The organism is Duganella sp. (genome assembly GCF_039595735.1).
Lineage (GTDB): Bacteria > Pseudomonadota > Gammaproteobacteria > Burkholderiales > Burkholderiaceae_D > Rugamonas.
Genome location: NZ_JBCNLB010000002.1, coordinates 406,374 through 425,117 on the forward strand (window position 1 = coordinate 406,374; position 18,744 = coordinate 425,117).

At 66.3% G+C, this 18,744-nt stretch carries 16 protein-coding genes; 4 read left to right on the forward strand and 12 right to left on the reverse strand.

Annotated elements, in window-relative coordinates; translation table 11 throughout:
- Nucleotides 1-21: 21 nt before the first annotated feature.
- Nucleotides 22-1,311, reverse strand: coding sequence for an MFS transporter (locus ABDW57_RS06890; RefSeq protein ID WP_343729463.1), 1,290 nt, complete (start codon nt 1,309-1,311; stop codon nt 22-24).
- A 72-nt stretch (nt 1,312-1,383) separates the two neighbouring features.
- Here ABDW57_RS06890 and ABDW57_RS06895 point away from each other — a divergent pair, with 72 nt between their 5' ends.
- The 4 genes from ABDW57_RS06895 to ABDW57_RS06910 all read left to right on the forward strand — a co-directional run bounded on the left by ABDW57_RS06895 (nt 1,384) and on the right by ABDW57_RS06910 (nt 4,747).
- Nucleotides 1,384-1,836: a helix-turn-helix domain-containing protein gene (locus tag ABDW57_RS06895; protein ID WP_343729464.1), complete on the forward strand. Its 453-nt coding sequence runs from the start codon at nt 1,384-1,386 to the stop codon at nt 1,834-1,836.
- Nucleotides 1,837-1,936: 100 nt separating this feature from the next.
- A complete protein-coding gene (locus ABDW57_RS06900) occupies nt 1,937-3,127 on the forward strand; it encodes an acyl-CoA dehydrogenase family protein (RefSeq protein WP_343729465.1) in 1,191 nt (396 codons plus the stop codon).
- A 10-nt stretch (nt 3,128-3,137) separates the two neighbouring features.
- On the forward strand, nt 3,138-4,277 hold the full coding sequence (locus ABDW57_RS06905; protein WP_343729466.1) for an acyl-CoA dehydrogenase: 1,140 nt from the start codon (nt 3,138-3,140) through the stop codon (nt 4,275-4,277).
- A gap of 14 nt (nt 4,278-4,291) precedes the next feature.
- On the forward strand, nt 4,292-4,747 hold the full coding sequence (locus ABDW57_RS06910) for a hypothetical protein (RefSeq protein WP_343729467.1): 456 nt from the start codon (nt 4,292-4,294) through the stop codon (nt 4,745-4,747).
- Between the two features lie 126 nt (nt 4,748-4,873).
- On the opposite strand, the gene ABDW57_RS06915 is transcribed toward ABDW57_RS06910, so the two are convergent.
- The 11 genes from ABDW57_RS06915 to ABDW57_RS06965 form a co-directional block, all read right to left on the reverse strand.
- On the reverse strand, nt 4,874-5,974 hold the full coding sequence (locus ABDW57_RS06915) for a trypsin-like serine protease (RefSeq protein ID WP_343729468.1): 1,101 nt from the start codon (nt 5,972-5,974) through the stop codon (nt 4,874-4,876).
- Between the two features lie 188 nt (nt 5,975-6,162).
- Nucleotides 6,163-7,089, reverse strand: coding sequence for a diguanylate cyclase (locus ABDW57_RS06920; RefSeq protein WP_343729469.1), 927 nt, complete (start codon nt 7,087-7,089; stop codon nt 6,163-6,165).
- Nucleotides 7,086-11,633, reverse strand: a complete 4,548-nt coding sequence (locus tag ABDW57_RS06925; RefSeq protein WP_343729470.1) for a PAS domain-containing protein — start codon at nt 11,631-11,633, stop codon at nt 7,086-7,088. The genes ABDW57_RS06920 and ABDW57_RS06925 overlap by 4 nt, the downstream gene beginning before the upstream one ends.
- A gap of 103 nt (nt 11,634-11,736) precedes the next feature.
- Entirely contained in the window at nt 11,737-12,804 is a 1,068-nt protein-coding gene (locus ABDW57_RS06930; RefSeq protein ID WP_343729471.1) for a phosphotransferase, read from the reverse strand.
- Nucleotides 12,805-12,873: 69 nt separating this feature from the next.
- Nucleotides 12,874-13,443: a prepilin-type N-terminal cleavage/methylation domain-containing protein gene (locus tag ABDW57_RS06935; protein ID WP_343729472.1), complete on the reverse strand. Its 570-nt coding sequence runs from the start codon at nt 13,441-13,443 to the stop codon at nt 12,874-12,876.
- Nucleotides 13,444-13,486: 43 nt separating this feature from the next.
- Nucleotides 13,487-14,251, reverse strand: coding sequence for a hypothetical protein (locus tag ABDW57_RS06940; RefSeq protein ID WP_343729473.1), 765 nt, complete (start codon nt 14,249-14,251; stop codon nt 13,487-13,489).
- Nucleotides 14,252-14,257: 6 nt separating this feature from the next.
- Nucleotides 14,258-15,025: an ABC transporter permease gene (locus tag ABDW57_RS06945; protein ID WP_343729474.1), complete on the reverse strand. Its 768-nt coding sequence runs from the start codon at nt 15,023-15,025 to the stop codon at nt 14,258-14,260.
- Nucleotides 15,022-15,735, reverse strand: coding sequence for a type II secretion system protein (locus tag ABDW57_RS06950; protein ID WP_343729475.1), 714 nt, complete (start codon nt 15,733-15,735; stop codon nt 15,022-15,024). Before ABDW57_RS06950 ends, ABDW57_RS06945 begins: the two co-directional genes overlap by 4 nt.
- Nucleotides 15,725-16,483, reverse strand: a complete 759-nt coding sequence (locus ABDW57_RS06955; protein WP_343729476.1) for a hypothetical protein — start codon at nt 16,481-16,483, stop codon at nt 15,725-15,727. Before ABDW57_RS06955 ends, ABDW57_RS06950 begins: the two co-directional genes overlap by 11 nt.
- Nucleotides 16,480-17,169 (reverse strand): hypothetical protein, encoded by a 690-nt coding sequence (locus ABDW57_RS06960; RefSeq protein WP_343729477.1) that lies wholly within the window; start codon nt 17,167-17,169, stop codon nt 16,480-16,482. Before ABDW57_RS06960 ends, ABDW57_RS06955 begins: the two co-directional genes overlap by 4 nt.
- The gene (locus ABDW57_RS06965; RefSeq protein WP_343729478.1) at nt 17,166-18,737 is read right to left on the reverse strand and encodes a hypothetical protein; all 1,572 of its coding nucleotides are present in this window, start codon (nt 18,735-18,737) and stop codon (nt 17,166-17,168) included. Before ABDW57_RS06965 ends, ABDW57_RS06960 begins: the two co-directional genes overlap by 4 nt.
- Between the last annotated feature and the right edge of the window lie 7 nt (nt 18,738-18,744).

The following is an 18,744-nucleotide window of genomic DNA, read 5'->3' on the forward strand; positions in this document are numbered from 1 at the left end:
CGTTTATTTGGTCAGGCCATTCTAGATTGGTCCGGCCAATTTTGCAATCCGGACAGGCCACTTTGTGGCGACCCAGAACATCAGCGCGATGAGGCTGAGGCCGGTGCCGAGCAGGCACACCCCGGACCAGCCCGCCCACGCATACACATTGGTGGCCGCCCATGCGCCGCCGCCGCTGCCGACTGCATAAAACATCATGTAGGCGCCGATCAGGCGGCTGTGCTGCGCGCCGCTCTGCAATATCAGGCTTTGGTTGGTGACATGCAGGGCTTGTACGGCCAGATCCAGCGCCAGGACGCCGATGATGAGCGCGGCCAGCGAATGCGGCGCCAGCGCCAATGGCAGCCAGGACAGCAGCATCAGCGTCAGGGCGACGGCGCTGGTGTGTTGCGCGCGTCCCTGATCGGCCCAGCGGCCGGCGCGGGCAGCGGCCAGCGCGCCCGCCAGGCCGACCAGCCCGAACGCGCCGATTGCTGTATGCGAGTAAGCGTAGGGCGGCGCGCTCAGCAGAAAGACCAGCGCGCTCCAGAAGGCGCCGAACACGGCAAACATCAGCAGGGCAATCACCCCGCGCACTTGCAGCACGCGCTGGCGGCGCAGCAGAGCGAACATGGAAGCGATCAGGGCCAGCCAGGACGGCGGTGCCGCCTGCGCCGGCTGGCCGCCATCGTTTGCCTCGGCGCGCTGGCGGGGCATCGGCCCGGCCACGGATGGCAGGCACGTTGGCGTGACGTCCGCCGGCGCATACCCGGCATTGCGCGGGGCGGACGCCGGCAGCGCCCGCCACAGCAGCATACCCAGCACCAGCATGATGGCCGCCGAAGCGCCGTACACCCCGCGCCATCCCGCCTGATCCGCCACCCATCCGGCAACCACGCGCGCCAGCAGCAGCCCGGCCACCACGCCGCTCTGTGCCGCGCCGACTACCCGGCCACGCTCGCCATCATCGGCCGCGCTGGCGGCATAGGCGATCAAGCCTTGTGTCATGGCGGTGCCCAGCATGCCGACCGCCAGCATGCCGGCCATCAGCCAGGCCGCGTGACGGGCCAGGCAGACGCCGGCCAGCGCCGCTGTCAGTGCCATCAATTGCCACAGCATCAGACTGCGCCGTGGCAGCAAATCGCCCAGCGGCACCAGCAACAGCAGGGCCAGCACGCTGCCGGCCTGCGTGGCCGTGATGATGCTGCCCGCCGCTGCCGGGGGCATGCCGAAATCCACCGCCAGCGCATCCAGCAACGGCTGCGCGTAATACACATTGGCGACGCACAGCCCACTGGCGCAGGCAAACAACAACACAAGGGAACGTGGCATGATGGCCCTCCAAATCTGGTTTTAAATTAAAACTGGTTGCAGCCTACCGTAAACCAGTTTTAAAATGCAACCATGGCCAAACGAAAATCCTTGCAAGACGATGCCTGTCCCGTGGCCCGCGCGGTCGATCTGGTGGGCGACCGCTGGTCCATGCTGATCATTCGCGACGCTCTGGATGGCATCCGCCGCTTTGGCGACTTTCAGCGCAACCTGGGCGTGGCCCGCAACATCCTGTCCGACCGCTTGAGTGCGCTGGTTGAGGGCGGGCTGCTCGCCGTCCAGCCGGCTTCCGACGGCAGCGCCTACCAGGAATACGTGCTCACCGCCAAAGGCGAAAGCCTGTTCCCGGCCATCGTCGCCTTGCGGCAGTGGGGCGAGCACCACTTGTTCGCAGCGGGCGAAGCGCATTCCACCTTGATAGAAAGAGTCAGCGGCAAGCCGGTCGCTGCCATGCAGCCGCGCGACCACGATGACCGCATCCTCAAGCCCGGCCAGGCCCTGGTGAAAAAAGTCGTTTCGAAGTGAACAAATTTCCCCAAACTGTCGCCCTTTTACAGAACATGGGAGTACAATTATTCTGAACGGTCGTGCTTTTTTGTTGGCCGAGGGAAAACAAGGAGACAGCATGGATTTGACTTACACGGCTGCGGACCTGGCGTTTCGAGACATGGTGCGGGGCTTCCTCGATACCAACCTGCCAAGCGACCTGCAGAAAAAAGTCCGCAACCACTTGCGCCTGAGCCGTCAGGATTACGTGCGCTGGCACCAGATTGTCGCCCGTCAGGGCTGGTCGGCGCCGGGCTGGCCGGTCGAGTATGGCGGTCCTGGCTGGAGCGCCACCCAGCGCCACATCTGGGAAGAAGAGTGCGCCCGTGCCGGCACGCCGCCCATCCTGCCGTTCGGCGTCAATATGGTGGCGCCGGTCATCATGGCCTTCGGCAATGAAGCGCAAAAAGCCCATTACCTGCCACGCATCCTCAACTGCGACGACTGGTGGTGCCAAGGATACTCCGAGCCGGGCTCGGGCTCTGATCTGGCCTCGCTGAAAACCACTGCCGAGCGCGCGGGCGACCACTATATCGTCAATGGCCAGAAAACCTGGACCACGCTGGCGCAGCACGCCGACATGATCTTCTGCCTGGTGCGCACCGATACCACCGTGCGCAAGCAGGAAGGCATCTCGTTCCTGCTGATCGACATGAAATCGCCCGGCGTCACGGTGCGGCCGATCATCATGCTGGATGAAGACCATGAAGTGAACGAAGTCTTCTTCGACAACGTCAAAGTGCCGGTGCAAAACCTGATCGGCCAGGAAAACAAGGGCTGGACTTACGCCAAATATTTGCTGGGCCACGAGCGCACCGGCATTGCGGCAGTGGGCCGTTCCAAGCGCGAACTGCTGTTCCTGAAAAAAATCGCCGCCGAACACTACAAGCACGGCAAGCCGCTGATGCAGGACCCGGTCTACGCCGCCAAGGTGGCCAGCGTGGAAATCGAGCTGATGGCGCTGGAAACCACGGTGCTGCGCGTGCTCACGCGCGAATCGCAAGCGCCGGGGCCGGAAGCGTCGCTGCTGAAGATCCGTGGCTCGGAAATCCAGCAGCAACTGACCGAGCTGATGGTCGAAGCGCTGGGGCCGGACGCGCTGCCGTTCGACACCGACTACCTGGAAGGCAAGGCTGACCACGCCGTCACCGGCGATGACGCGGCCGCGCCGCTGACCGGCTACTACTTCAACTACCGCAAGACCTCGATCTACGGCGGTTCCAACGAGATACAGAAAAACATCATCACCCAGATGATTCTGGGCCTGTAAGGGAGCGGCAATGGATTTCAACTTCAAGGAAGAGCAGCAGCAGTTTGCCGACGCCCTGCGCCGCTGGGTGGACAAGGATTACACCTTTGAGACGCGCAAGCGCATTGTGCATTCGGCCAGTGGCGTGTCGGACGTGGCATGGAATACCCTGGTGGAGCTGGGCATGACCGCCCTGCCGGTGCCGGAAGAGCAGGGCGGCTTCAGCGGCTCGGCGGTGGACATGCTGGTGGTGATGCAGGAGCTGGGGCGTGGCCTGGTGGTGGAGCCGTACTTCGCCACCGTGTGGGGCGCCAAATTCCTGCAACTGGCCGGCAACCAGCATCACCGGCTGGAGGACGTTGCCAAGGGCGAGCTCAAACTGGCCTGCGCGCTGGGCGAAAAGCATGCCCGGCATGATCTGGCCGACATCAAAACCATCGCCAGCATCAATGGCGAAGGCTACCGCATCGACGGCACCAAAACCGTGGTGATCCATGGCGGCCAGGCTGACGCGCTGATCGTCTCGGCGCGCAGCGCCGGCACCCAGCGCGATACCAACGGCATCAGCCTGTTCGTGGTGCCGACCGACACGCCAGGTGTGGTGATCCGCGACTACCGCACCATTGATGGTCAGCGCGCCGCCACCGTGCAATTCAACCATGTGGCAGTGCCGGCCTCGGCGCTGCTGGGCAAGATGGGCGGCGGCTGGGACATGCTGGAAGAGGCGGCCGACTATGGCGTCAGCCTGCTGTGCGCGGAAGCGGTGGGCGCGATGGACGCCATCTTCAACGCCACGCTGGAGTATCTGAAAACGCGCAAGCAGTTCGGCATCGCGATTGGCAGCTTCCAGGCCTTGCAGCACCGGATGGCGGACATGTACATCCATCTGGAGCAGGCGCGCTCAATGGCGATGCTGGTGGCGGCGCGCATGGTGTGCGACGCCGAAGAGCGGCGCCGGGTGGCCTCGGCGGCCAAGGTGCGGATCGGGCAGGCGGCCAGGTTCATCGGTCAGCAGGCGGTGCAACTGCATGGCGGCATGGGCGTGACCGACGAACTGCCGGCCGCGCACCACTTCAAGCGTCTGAGCATGATCGAACTCACGCTGGGCGACGTCGACCACCATCTGGAGCGCTTCACCGCCCAGCGCGGTTTCCAGCAGCATTCTAATTGACTGTGGACTGATGTATGCCTCAAGGGGCGCAGCTGACGAATATTGCCATTGGTTTGTGCGGCTCATTCACGAGCCGGAACAACGATCTGGATGGTTACTGGTCAATCGGCAAACTACGTTCGCTGGCCGATCGGCATGGCCGGACGGCGGTCGTACTTGACTTGCTGACGTCATCCATTCACCCGTCCTCGTCCGAATTTGCAACGGTCTTGGCGCGCTATCGTCACCTTCTTGCAAAGCTGGCGGGCCTGTCGCGAATCCGGCTTGAGGACATCACGGTGGCGCACATCGCGCTTGATTTCGCACCTGCACCTTGGCCCAGGATCAGCTACTACAAGCCACAATGGGGCGATCAGTTCACCGTGGCCGTGACCATTAACGCTGACGGTAGGGCCGCTGGTATCGCGCATCACGGCGGCTATTGCCGGGCGCATGATCCGGTCCGCGAGTGCCGGTCAGCTCGCCCATGAGTCGGGGTCAGAGTCGGGGTCAGGTCCGCCATTTCTACACGTTCTCAGCTTTAGATTTACTGATAAGCTCGTGTAGAAATGGCGGACCTGACCCCGACGTTGTGACCCCGACGTTGTGGCTAGGGGTTAGCCGGCGGTGTTTTGCTTGCGGCGGCGCGCCAAGCCCACCAGTGCCACGCCCGACAGCATCATGGCGTAGGTGGCTGGTTCCGGCACGGCCGTCACCGAGTTGATCCAGCCGATGTGCGAGAAGGTCGCGGTCGAGCCGGACAGGTCGCCGTAGCTCGACGAGTTGCGGCTGCTGACGTCGCAGCCGCTCAGGCCGAAGTAGGGGCAGGAATCGCTGCCTTGCCAGCCCCAGCTATGCACCGCCGACAGGATCCATTCCTTGCCGTTCCAGATGAAGTCGCCACCGCCCGAGTCGCCGCCGGCGATCAGGGCTTCTTTCGAGCCCAGGCCGAGGCCGCTGGTCCAGCCGCCACCCACCACGTCCGACATGCGGCCCAGGGTGTTGTGCTGGTCGGTGCCGTCGTCGAAGTCGCTCATGTAGGTGACGCCCGGCGCGTAGTAGGAAGCGTCGTAGCCCCAGCCGATGGCTTCGTCAGTGACGCGGTTGTAGGTCTGGCTGTCGACGTCAAAAGTGTTGTAGCCGTAGTGGCCCCAGCGGCCGTCATTCCAGTTGGTCGGGGTGCTGGTGCTGCCATTGGTGGTGGTGCCGTAGCCGGCCATCAGGTAGTCCTTGCCGACGTCGTTGGTGGTGCTCAGCTTGTAGCCCTGGATGGTGGTGACGGACTGGTCCAGCTTGAGGATGGCGATGTCGGCGCCGGTGTCGAGGTTGCCGTTCCAGTTCGGGTTGACGAAGGCATTGCCGACGCTGACGTTGCGGGTGACGGTGGCGGTGCCGTCGGCCCAGCCGAATTGCACTTTCATCGAGGTGAAGTCGTCCGCGCAGTGGGCGGCGGTCAGCACGTACTGGCCGCCGGCCAGCAGCGAGCCGGAACAGGCCCAGTTGCCGGCGGAATTGCTGAAGCTGAGACGGGCTACGCCGTCCAGCGCGCCCACCACGCCGTTGAATGCCTGGCCTGGCGTGAAGCGCCATTCGGTCGGCGAGCTGGTGTTGCCGGTTAGCGGTGTCAGGAAATCGGCATTGCCGGCCTGCGCCGCCGACGCGGCCAGCATGCCAGCTGCCATTGCGATCAAAGTGAGTGCTTTCGACTGAACTTTCATGAAGTCTACCCCTGATGAATATGATTATTGTTAAGTTGTACTCTCTCGTTCCGTGCGTAATCACGGAATTGTCAATGTAGCATTGTTCGTGTAAAAAATATCTGTATTTTTGTGAAATATTTTTTTACAACAAAGCCTTGCCAGCGAGGGTAGTTTTACGCTAGGGACAAACTTAACAGGCGGGGAGTTCAGGTGTCCAGGCTGATGCAGTAGCGGTTGCGGCCGCTTTGCTTGGCGCGGTACAGATTGGCGTCGGCACTGCGGATCAGGGCGTCCAGCGCCATGTTGTCCGACGGCGGCAGGGTGCTGGCCAGGCCCATGCTGAGGGTGACGATCGGCGCGGTCGGGGAGGCCGCGTGCGGGACGGCCAGCCTGGCCACTTCATCCAGGATGCGGTTGGCCACCACTTCGGTGCCCTCCGGTCCTTCCTGCGGCAGCAGCAGGATGAATTCCTCGCCGCCATAGCGCGCCAGCAAGTCCTGCGGGCGGGTGGCGCAGCGCTTCATGGCCGCGCTGACCTGCTGCAGGCAGGCGTCGCCGGCCTGGTGGCCGTAGTGGTCGTTGTACAGCTTGAAGTGGTCGATGTCGATCATGATCAGCGACAGCGGCAGGCCGGCGCGCGCGCAACGGCGCCATTCGGCGTCAATGGTGTCGTTGAAGTTGCGGCGGTTGGCCACGCCGGTCAGGCCGTCGGTCATGCTCAGCTCGCGCATGGCGTCAGCCTGGCGCTTGATGGTCAGCTGGCTGCGCACGCGCGCGCGCACCACCGCCACATTGAAGGGTTTGCTGATGAAATCGACCGCGCCGCCTTCCAGCGCCCGGGTTTCATCTTCCGGCTGGCTGAGCGCGGTCACGAAAATCACCGGGATGTCCTGCAGCCGCGGCGAGCCGCGCAGGGCCGCCACCACGGCGTAGCCATCCATGCCGGGCATGACGGCATCCAGCAGGATCAGGTCGGGCTGCTGCTCGCGTGCGATCTGCAGCGCTTGCTCGCCATCCAGCGCGAACAGCACTTCATGCTCTTCGCGCAGCGCGTGGTGCAGGATCTGGATGTTTTCCATGGCGTCGTCCACCACCAGGATGCGGCCATTCCGCGCCAGGTCGGTCCAGCTCATGCACTTTCCTTTCGCTGCAACATTTCTTCCACCATGAGGCGCGCGGCCTTGAAGTTGAGGGTTTCCACGGCTTCCCCCAGGGCCTGTGCCTGCCGTGCCGACGCCAGCGCCGGTTGCAGGGCCCGGAAGTGTTCCAGTGCTTTCAGATTGTTATTCTGAAGCAAACCCTGTAACTCCGCCAGTTTTTGCTCCAGATCGGGCGGCGTGGTGTTGCTCTCCGGAATACTCGGGGTGGACGCGGGGACGGTCAGGCTGCGCGCGGTGCGCGTGACCAGGGCCAGCGCCTGCTCCAGCCGGGCCAGCGCGGCCGGCATCGCCAGCGTGTCGGCGCCGTCATCGTGCAGGACGGCCTCGGCGGCGGCGGTCAGGCGCGCGACGTCGCTGGCGCCCAGGTTGGCGGCCACGCCGCGCAGGCGGTGCAGCACCTGGGCGGCCTGCTGCCGCTGGCCGGCCGCCAATAAGGTGCGTACTTCGGCCACGGCGCCGCCGTGCGATTGCTCAAAGCGCTTGAGCAGGGCGGTCAGGGCGGCCTGGTTGCCGCCCAGCCGCGCCAGCGCCGCCTCGACGTCGATGCCCGGCAGCGGCGACAGCGGCGGCATCAGCGCTGCGGCCGGTGGCGGCGGCGCTGCCATGACCGGCACCGGCGCCACCATTTCGCGCGCGGCGCCGCGGATGGTGACCAGCCGGGTCAGCACCGAGATCAGTTCCTCGACGTCGATCGGCTTGGCCACATGGGCGTTCATGCCGGCTTCGGCGGCGCGCCGGCGGTCGTCTTCCAGCACATTGGCGGTCATGGCAATGATCGGCAAGGTCAGCAAGCCTTGGGCGCGGATCGCGCTGGTGGCGTCGTAGCCGTTCATGACCGGCATCTGCACGTCCATCAGCACCACGTCGTACTGCTGCGGCGCGGCCGCCAGCAAGTCCACCGCCAGCTGGCCGTTGGCGGCCACGTCCACGCTGGCGCCGGCATGCAGCAGCATGTATTGCGCCACTTCCTGGTTGATTTCATTGTCTTCCACCAGCAGGATGCGCATGCCGCTCAGGCGCCCCTGCAGCGGCGTGTGTTCCATCTGCGTCAGCACCACGGCGGCGGCCTGGTCGCCGGCCAGCAGCGCGCTGACCCGTTCCAGCAGCCGCGCCGGGCTGACCGGCTTGGCCAGCACGCCGGCCAGGCCCAGGCCGGCCGATTGCTGCACCAGCGTGGCGGCCTGGTGCTCGGAGGTCATCATCAGCACCGGCGGCAGCGTCAGGCCGGCGGGCAGCTGCTGCAGCATGGCCGGGCCGTCCTGCTCCGGCATGTCGCGGTCCAGCAGCAGCAGATCATAGGGGCTGCCGGCGCGCGCGCGCTCCTGCAGCAAGGCCAGGGCCTGGGCCGCGCCGGCGGCGCCGGCCATGTGCCAGCCGAAGCTGTGGCCGGCCGCCTGCAGCGCCTGGCGCACGCTGGGGTTGTCATCGACGATCAGCACCGACAGCGAAGTGCTGGCCGGCGGCGGCGGCGGCGCCGCCAGCGGCACCGTGCATTCCAGCGGGCAGGCGAACAGGAATTCGGCGCCGCGCCCCGGCTCGCTGGTGACGCTGATGGCGCCGCCCATCATGTCGGCCAGCTGGCGGCAGATCGCCAGGCCCAGGCCGGCGCCGCCGAACTTGCGGCTGGTGCTGCTGTCGGCTTGCGAGAAGGCGTCAAAGATGCCGGCCTGCTGCTCGGGGGCGATGCCAATGCCGGTGTCGCGCACGCGGAATTCCACCAGCACCGCGCGGTCGCCGGGCCGTGCCGAACCGGGCGCCGGGCGCACCGTCAGCACCACCTCGCCGTGGGCGGTGAACTTGATGGCGTTGGATACCAGGTTGAGCAGCACCTGCTGCAGCCGCATCGGGTCGCCGGCCAGCTCGGTCGGCATGCTGGGATCGATGTCGTACACCAGCTCCACGCCCTTGTCGCTGGCGCTGCCGCTCAGCATGACGCTGATGCTGTCGAGAATGTGCTGCAAATTGAAGGTGGCATGCTCCAGCACCAGCTGGCCGGCTTCCACGCGCGAAAAGTCCAGCACGTCGTTTACCAGGCTGAGCAGGGATTGGGTGGCAAACTGGATCTTGTGCAAGTAGCCGCGTTCGCGCGGCGCCAGCGGCGCCTCCTCCAGCAGGCGGGCCAGGCCGATGATGGCGTTCATCGGCGTGCGGATTTCGTGGCTCATGTTGGCCAGGAATTCGCTCTTGGCGCGGCTGGCGGCCTCGGCGCGGTCGCGTGCCAGGATCAGTTCCTCGTTCAACTCCTGCAAGTGCAATTCCGTTTCCTTCAGTTCGGTGATATCGGAGACTAGCACAAAGAAACCCTTTACTGCGCCGTTATCGTCGAGGTCCGGAATGTAATTGACCCAGGTGTGGCTGATTTCCCCCGAGGGCCACTGCAGGCGGCCGCCAAAACCCTGCGGTTCGCCGGCCAGCGCGGCGGCCACGTACGGCGCGCCCTCGGCGTACTGCTGCTGGCCCACCACGTCCGGCATGCCGGCGCCGATGATGTCGTCCTGGCTGACGCCGTGCCAGTCGAGGAAGTAACGGTTGGCAAAGCGGCAGTGCAGGCTGGCGTCCCAGTAGGCCACCATGCCGGGCAGGTTGTCGGTCACGGCGCGCACGAAGCGCTCGCTGGCGCTCAGGCGCTCGGCGGTGGCGCGCAGCACCTCCTTGGCTTCCTTGCGGTCGGTGATGTCGAGCGAAATGCCCAGCACGTGGGTCGGCTGGCCGTGCTCGTCGCGCAGCGCCACCTTGCGGGTGGTCAGGTAGCGCCGGCCGGCGGCGGTTTCCAGCGGTTCTTCCATGATTTCGGTCACCACGCCCGGCGCCGTGGCCAGCACTTGCTGATCGGCGGCCTTGAAGGCGTCCGCCATCGCGGCCGGCACCAGTTCATAGTCGGTCTTGCCGACGATGTGCTCGCTGGTGGTGCCCAGCATCTGGGCGCCAAAGCGGTTGAAGATTTCAAAGCGCAGGTCGCCGGCGCGTTTCAGGAAAATCATGGCCGGAATATTTTCCAGCACTGAGCTGAGCAGCTGGCGCGACCGCAGCAGTTCGGCTTCCACGCGTTTTTGCGCGGTCACGTCCAGCAGCAGGGCGGTGATGCCGATGATCTTGCCGTCGGTGCCGAATTGCGGGTAGTAACTGACCACCCAGTGGTGCAGCTGGTCGGGCGAGGAGGCCGGATAGCCGGTGCGCTCCAGTCCGGTCAGCGGCTTGCCGCTCTCCAGCACGATGCGGTAATCCTCCAGCACCTGCCGGCGCACCGCGTGGTCGGGAATCATGTCGCCGATGTGGCGGCCGAGGTGGGCGATCGCCTTTTGCTGGTTGAGGGCGGCCAGGTAATCGTTGATGCGCAGCACCCGCAGTTCGGCGTCCACATAGCTCAGGCCGACCGGCGCGGTGGCGTACAGGGTTTCCAGCTGGCTGCGGTTTTTTTCCAGCTGGCTGGTGCGTTCGGCCACCAGCCGCTCCAGCTCCTGACTGTGGCGCAGCAGGTCGCCCTCGACCGCCTGCAGCGAGCGCGCCACCATGTCGGCCTCGGCAAAGGTGGTGGCCGGCATGGCAAACGGCTTGCCGCTGGCCAGCGCTTGCGCTGGCTCCACCAGGTCGCGCACCGAACCGGCGATGCGTCCGCCCACCGACCAGGCCAGCGAGAAGCCGGCTGCCAGCACGGCCAGCATGGTCAGGGCGATCAGCGCCACCGCTTCCAGCAGTTGCAGCGTGGCTTTGTCGCGTGCGCTGGCAATGGCCACCGTGGCGCCGCTGACCGGCGCCCGGCTCAGCCCCATGTACACCGGCGTGCCGGCGGCATCGTCGGTTTCCAGCAGGATCTCTTGCCCTTTGTACAGTTGTTCGCGCAGCGCCGGATCGGCCGCGTGGCCCAGCAGCAGGCGCGGTCCGCCGGCCTGGGCCACGACGTTGCCGTCGGCGTCAAACAGGGTCATGGCCTGGTCGGCGGCAATGTGTTCATCCTTGAGGATGCGCGTCAGCCGGTCCGGCTTGAGCAGCGCGGTCAGGGCGTAGCTGACCCGGCTGTCCAGAAACACTGGCACGTCGATCGCCAGCAAGGCGCTGCCTGCCACGATCACCACCGACATCTGCGGCCGGCCATGGCCGAACAGCGCCTGCAGCCGGCGCGCGTTGTTGATCGGGTTCAGGGTCTCGGGCAGGGGGGCGCCGACGTTGAGCACGGTCTTGCCGCTGGCTTCGCTGAGGATGAATTGCGAGGCTGGAAACTGCGGGCTGAGCAGGGCGCCGGCCTGCAGGCGCAGCGCCGCCAGGTCGCCGCTGCGCAGGCTGGGCGACGAGGACAGCGCCACCACCGCGCCCTCGCTTTGCACCAGGTCGCGGTCGATGGCGGCCGCCACCGCGCGGGCCGCCTGCTGGGTGTCCTGTTTCAGGGTTTCGCGTTCGCTGCGGTAGAACTGCGCCACCAGGGCGCCAAAACCGATCACCGTGGGCAGCGCGCACGCCATGACCAGCAGCGCGATCTGCGAGCGGATGGATGGCAGTTGTTTGCGTTTGGTCTCTGGCACGCCCCTGGCCTCACTAGAGTGCTGGCAGCACGATAGTAGCCGAGGCGCGGGATTTCATAAAGTGCTTTTGTCCAATACGGGCCACGCCCGCCACAGCGTCTGGCTAGATGGCTTTGCCGCAGGCGTAAGACCAGCCCAGTTCCGCCATCGGCCGCGCCATCTGGCCCGACTCCAGCGCTTGCGCGCTGGCGGCAGTGCCATCGACATAGCGCTTCATGATGCCTTGCATGATGCTTGCCAGCCGGAACATATTGAATGCCAGGTAGAAGTTGAAATCGGCCAGCGCGATCTGCTTGCCGGTGCGCTCGGCATAGCGGGCGATGTAATCCTGTTGCGACGGGATGCCCAGCGCCTGCAGGTCGAGGCCGGCGATGCCGCGGAACTTGCCCGGCTCGATGTGCCAGCTCATGCAGTGGTAAGAGAAATCGGCAAACGGGTGGCCCAGGGTCGACAGTTCCCAGTCCAGCACGGCCAGGATGCGCGGCTCGGTCGGGTGGAACAGCAGATTGTCCAGGCGGAAGTCGCCATGCACGATGGCGGTATCCTCGCCGGGCGGGATGTTGGCCGGCAGCCAGGCGATCAACTGGTCCATGGCGGCAATGGTCTCGGTCTGCGAGGCCAGGTACTGCTTGCTCCAGCGCTCGATCTGGCGCGCGAAATAATTGCCCGGCTTGCCATAGTCGGCCAGGCCGATAGCGGCGTAATCGACCGTGTGCAGCTGGGCGATCACGCGGTTCATTTCATCATAGATGGCGGCGCGCTCGGCCGGCGTCATGCCGGGCAGGGCCTGGTCCCACAGCACCCGGCCCGCGACAAATTCCATCACGTAGAAGGCGCGCCCAATCACGCTTTCATCGGTGCACAGGGCATATTGGCGGGCGGCGGGGAAGCCGTGTTTTTGCAGCGCGTCCATGACCCGGTATTCGCGTTCGATGGCGTGGGCGGAGGGCAGCAGCTTGGCGGCCGGGGCCGGCTTGGTGCGCAGCACATAGTGCTGGCCCGCAATGCTCAGTTTGAAGGTGGGATTGGACTGGCCGCCCTTGAACTGTTCGACGCTGAGGTCGCCGTCCGGATAGCCGTCGACGTGCTGGCGCAGCCAGGCGTGCAGGGCGGCGGTATCGAACTGGTGGCGCGCGGACACCGCCTTGGTGCCGATGAATTCTTCAAACATGCTGTCTCCTGCTGTTATCCGTGGTGACAGCTATTCTAAACGAATAAAAGTACGGGCGTGCTTTTAAATTCAGAAGAATACGGCGGTGCGCTGGATGACGCTGCCGTTGTTGGTGTAGGGGCTGGTGGCGCGTACCGAGCCGGTGTTGTATTTGCCGTCATCCAGCTTGCTATCGACCTGTTCGGCAAACGAGTCCGGCAGGTTGTCCAGGCGCACGCCGTTGCCGCCGCGGCCAGCCACCACATCGTTGTAAATGTACACCGCGCCGCCCTGGGCGCTGGTCATGAAGTCGGTGGTGCCGTTGAACGAGCCGGTAATGAAGCCGGACAGCGCCAGGTGCTGCGGCGCCAGCAGGTATTCGGAAATCTGGCCGTCGCCGTTGCCGTTGCCGGTGGCGCCCGGCGCGTGGGTGGTGCCTTGCACGTCATCGCCGGGCAGGGCGCGGAATTTATCCTGGTAGGCGTTGACCGCCGCCGTCAGCGAGGTGGATTGCTGGATGATGTTCTTGACGCGCGCACTGTCGATCAGTCCCTGGCCCTTCAGCACCCCGCCCAGCAGCAGGCCAATGATGACCAAAACGATGGCGATTTCCACCAGGGTGAAGCCGCGTTGGCGGGCGGTGCGAGGGTAGGGGCGCATGGCGAGATCCTTTGGTTATTGTCTGCGTAGTATAGCAAGCGGCCTAGGGCTTGTGGTCGGCATTCAGCTGGTCCAGCCGGTCGGACAGGAACTGCAATTCGTGCGGGTCGGTGATCTGGCCGCTGCGCAGCAGGCCGCCGATCAGGGCGCGTGCACTGTCGCGTTCGTTCATGTCTTCCGCGATGAAGATTTCCAGCTCGCGCGCCCAGGCCGGCACCTGCGGGCCGGTGGCGTGCAGGCGGATCGCCTGCGCATAACTGCGCGCCAGCGGCAGGTCGTGCAGGCGGTGCCTGGCCACCAGCGCGGCGTGCGCCAGCCAGGGCCAGCGGCGGTTGGGATCTTCGCCAAAGCGGGCGTAGACGAAGTCGAGCATCAGGCGCGCGCGGGCCGGATCGGTGACGGCGCCATACACTTCGCTGGCGGCCAGCAGCGGGTATTGGCCGCGCGGGTCCAGCTCCAGCACGCGCTGCAGCCAGCCGGCCAGCTTGCGGTAGTCGAGGTCGCGCCAGGCGATGCTGATGCCGGCCTGTTCGTCGAAGCCTTGCACGTACAGCATGGTGGCCTTGGACAGCGCCACCGGGTCGCCCAAGGCTGCCAGCTGCAGGGCGGCCAGCGATGGCGCCGGCGGCAGGTCTTGCGCGCGGGCGCGCGGCGGCGGGCGGCTGGCCTGCCAGCCGATCTGCGCCGCCAATGCCAGCAGCACGGCCAGCAATACGGCACGTGGCGCCGGGCGTTGTGCCGCAGCGCGCGTGGACCGGCTGGCAGGTGGGGCGGGCGGCAATGGCGGGGTGGACGATGCGGCGGCCATGGCGGCTCAGATGGCTTTGCGGTGCAGGTCGAACAGCGCGGCGGCAGTCAGCAGCGCCACGTAGATCGCGGTTTGCGCGGCGATCGCGCCCAGTTCGGCGGCGCTGCCGCTGTGATACACCAGCCAGTCGCTGCGGGTGAACTGGTCGAGATGGGGCAGCAGCAGCGCCAGGCCGTCGATGCCGGTGTTGAGCGCCTGCTGGCTGACGCTGTGGACGCTGGCGGCGCCGTGGCCCAGCAGCTGCAAGACGGCGATCACGCGCGCCAGCAGGTAAAACGCAAACGCGGCGGCCAGCGCCGGCAACACCTGGCTCAGGGTTAGCATGCACAGCACGCTGAAGGCGGCCACGATCCAGCATTCGCACAGCAGCGAGAACGCCCACAGCGCGGCCTGCGCCGGCGGCGCGAAAAACAGGCCGAGCGCGCCGAACAGCAGCGCCGGCAGCAGCGCCAGCGCGCCGAAGCCGGCCAGTTTGCCAACCAGGTAGACGGCGCGCGGCAGCGGCAGGGCCATCAGCAGTTCCAGGCCTTTGTCATTGGCTTCGCGCGCCATGCTGGTGACCACGAAGGTGGCCACCAGGAATACCGCGGCCAGCCGCAGCACGGCGCCCAGCAGGGCGGCCTGCAGTTGACGGCTTTCAGTCAGCGCCAGCTCGTTGAGAAAGCCGCTGACCGCCACCGCGCCGGCCGCCATCAGCAGCAACAGCCACAACAGCCGGTTGCGCAGCGCTTCCAGCAGCGTGTAACGGGCGATGGTGAGCGCGGGCGCGATCATGGCAGTCGTTGTGCCGCCACCATGCGGTTGTACAGGATGTTGGGCGAGATCCAGCTCACCACATCGTCGAACGCGCCGCCGGGCGTGCGGTTGTCGTCGCTGGGGTCGCGCGCGATCAAGGCGGTGCCGGAGCTTTGCAGGTTGGTTTTCTCGTCCAGATTGCCATTGCCGCCATCGGCAATGATGATGTTCTGGTCGCTGGTGGCGCCGTAGCCGTTGCGGCCGAAGGATATGATGGCGGCCGGGATGTCGTTGATGCCGGTGGCGGCGGTCAGCTGGCCGTTGCGGTCGCGCGTGGCAATGGTGATGTCGCGCGGGGTCTTGAGCGTGAACAGGATGGCCGAATGCGCAAACGCCGGGGTGACGGTGTAGCCCATCAGGCGGTTCCAGCCGTCCAGGCGGCTGACGCCCAGCGTGGCCCACGGCAGGTAGCCGTAGCGCTTGTTGCAGACGTTGCCGGTGCGGTCTTCCAGGCCGTTGCTGAAGGAGATGGCCGGGCAGGGCAGGTAGCCGTTGCGCAGCGCGAAGCCGAACAGGGCTTCGCGCGCCTCGCCCATTACGCGCTGGGTGTCGCTGACGCGGCGCTGTTCCAGTTGCGACGACAATGGCGCGATCAGGCCGCCGATCATCAGGCCGACAATCAGCAGCACGATGGCGATTTCCACCAGCGTGAAGCCGGACTGGCGGCCGCGCGCGGACTTAAGGTTCATTGACATCCTTGATGCGTCTTTCGTTCAGGTCGTAGCGCTGGCCGGGTTTGAGCACCACCTTGGTGCCGGATGGCAGCACCATGGTCAGGGCGGCCGGGCCGGCATTGGGCGGCGTCAGCGCGCCCTGCAGGTAGGGCTGCGGGGTGCCGTTGAGCCAGACAGTGATCTGGTTGTCGCTGCTGCGCATGACGCCGCTCATGGTCAGGGTGGAGCCTGCGCCTGGGGATGGCATGGCGCCGGCAGCGGAGGCCGCTGCCGGATCTGGCAGCGGCGGGCCGCCGGGCGCACCAGGCGGAGCGCCGGCCACCATGCCGGGACCGCCGGTGTAGCCGGGCGGAGCACCCGCCACGCCGCCAGCACCGCCGGTGTAGCCTGGCGGAGCGCCCGCCACACCGCCCGCGCCGCCGGTATAGCCGGACGGGCCGCCGCCCACGCCTCCCGCGCCGCCGCCGTAGCCGGCTGGGCCGCCGCCCACGCCGCCTGCGCCGCCGGACGGGGCGCCTGCCACCGCCCCGGGATCGCCAGCGTATACGGGCGGAGCATCGGCCACCATTTGCGCGCCGCCGGGTGGCGCGCCCGCGACCATCTGTGTGCCCGGGCTGCTGGCCGGCTGGCCAGCCTGTCCACCGCGTGCGCTCTCCATTGCCGAGCGTTCCGCCGGTGACGAGAACAGTCGGCCCAGCGTCACCTGCGCCTGTGCGGTTCCGGCGGCCAGAGCCAGCAGCACGATCCAGGCGGTACGCTTCATAATTTGCCTTTCTGCGGCATGGTTCCCGCCAGTGCCGGCGCTTTCGGCGCGGTGTTCAGCGTGATCCAGTTCAGCGTGCAGTCCGCGCCCAGTGTTGGCGCGCCTGGCGTGCCGGCCACCACGCCCAGCCGCTTGATCGAGCAATCCTGCACCACGGCATAGCTGCTCTCGCGCAGCTCCTGGAAGAAGTTGAACAGGTCCAGCTCATGCAGCAATTCCATGTGCAGATGCATGCGGCTGCCGCGCAACTGGAAGTCGCCGAGGTCGAGCGGCGTCTCCAGCTGCACCACCTGCTGCGGCTCGATCTCGTAACTGAGCGGCGGCAGCTTGAGCTGCGCCTGCGTGCGGCGCATGGTATCGAGCCACTCCAGCCGCCGCTCGTCGCCAATCAGGCCGCGCTGGCGCAACTGCACATAGCGCTGCTGGAAATTGCGGATGTCGCGTTTTTCATTGTCCACCTGGGCGTACAGCGAATAAGCGGCGTCGCGGTTGCGCTGTGCGCGCTCGGCCTGCTCGATGGCTTCCTGTTTGTTGATGTCGCTCAGCAGCACCCCGGTGGCCGAGACGGTCAGCGCGGCCAGCAGGGTCAGCACCGCCGTACGGATCAGCGCGAACTCGTTGATCCAGTACGGCATGGCGATGGTGGCAGCCGCTTTCTTGGGGCCGGTGACAGGGTTCGTGCTCATGGTTTCCACACCAGGTTCAGGGTGAATTTGCTGCGGCCGGTCTCGCCGGCCTGCGGCCCAGCCTTGCCGGCCAGCTTGACGGAGGAACGGGTGTCCACCGGCGGCTTCTCGATTTCCACCGTCAGGTGCGGATGCCGCGCCAGGGCCTGGGCGAACTGGGTCATGTTGTCGACTGCGGCGCGGTAATCGTCCGGCGGCGTGAGGATCTCGGCCTCCACCACCAGCACCTGCGGCGCGCGCGACGGAATGCCGGCCACCAGCGATGAAATCGGCGTGGCCTGGTTGTCTTCCTGGCCAGGCGCCGGTCCGTTGGCGGCCGGCACGCTGACCTTCCAGTCCATCTGCACCAGGCGGATCTGCGGTGCGCCTTCCAGCGCGCGGCTGACCAGGGTGGCCATGCCCAATGGCGTCGCTGACTGCGTGGCCAGCATGCGCTCGACATTGACGGCGGCGCGCATATTGGCGGTGCTGGTCACGCGCGGCGGCATCTCGGCCATCAGGTCGCGGTAGCGCTGGTCGAATTGCGCCGTCTCGCGCTTCAGCAGGGCGGTGTCGCTTTCGGCCTGCGCGTGTTGCCACAGGTTGTAGCCGGTGATGCCAGCACACACCATGGTCAGCCCGGCGCTGACCGCGTACAGGTTGACCCGCATGCGCCACAGCTTGAAGTAGCGCTGCCAGACGCCCAGCGTGTAATGGCTGTCCGGCTCACGATGCGCGAGGAAGGCCAGCATCATCGGCTCGGCCATGTGCTGCGCCAATTGCTCGACTTCGCCCGGACCGGTCTTGAGGCCGGCGCGCGCCGCCACCGATTCCAGCGTCAGAAAGCGGAACTCGGTTTCGGCGCCGTCTTCGCATTGCTGGTCGAGCGCTTCGCTGTCGGCGGCCGGGGTGATCACCACGGTCTGCAGCACGGTGCCGCGGCCGATCAGGCGCTGGCTGGTCAGGAATTGCTGGGTTTTGGCGGTTTCGCTGCCAATGTTGACCGGTTTGCCGTCGCGGTCGATGGCCGGCGTCAGGCGCGAGAACTTCAGCATGCCTTTCTGGAAGTAGCTCTGGCGCCAGCCGGCCGATTGCTGGGTCACCAGCAGCAGATGCTCGTCGCGCAGTTTCAGGCGCTGCGCCAGCGCCTCGCTCAGCAGGGTGGTGGAATACAGGCCGGCCAGCGGCACGTGCAGCTGCTCCAGCGCCTCCACCCACGGCTGCACCGAAGATGGATTGGTCAGGGCTGACAGCAGCACGATGTCGTCGCGCCGGCCGGCCGCTTCGCGCCCCTGCACCTCGTAGTGGCGGAACGGCGTCTCGCGGTATTGCTGCACCAGGCGGCGCTGCTGCAGCTTGCGCGCCGCCATGCCGCTCACGTGCGGCATGGTCAGGCGCTGAAAGTCTTCCTCGATCAGGTCGGCCAGGATGTACACCGGCACGGCGCGCTGGCTGTCGACGTAATCCATGAAGTCGTCGATGCCGGCGCGGTTGTTGGCAAACGCGACGCCGCCGGTCAGGCGGCCGCCCTGCCACTGGTAGGCGCGCAGCTGATCGCTGGTCAGATAAAATAAATGTTTGCTGAACACGGCGGCC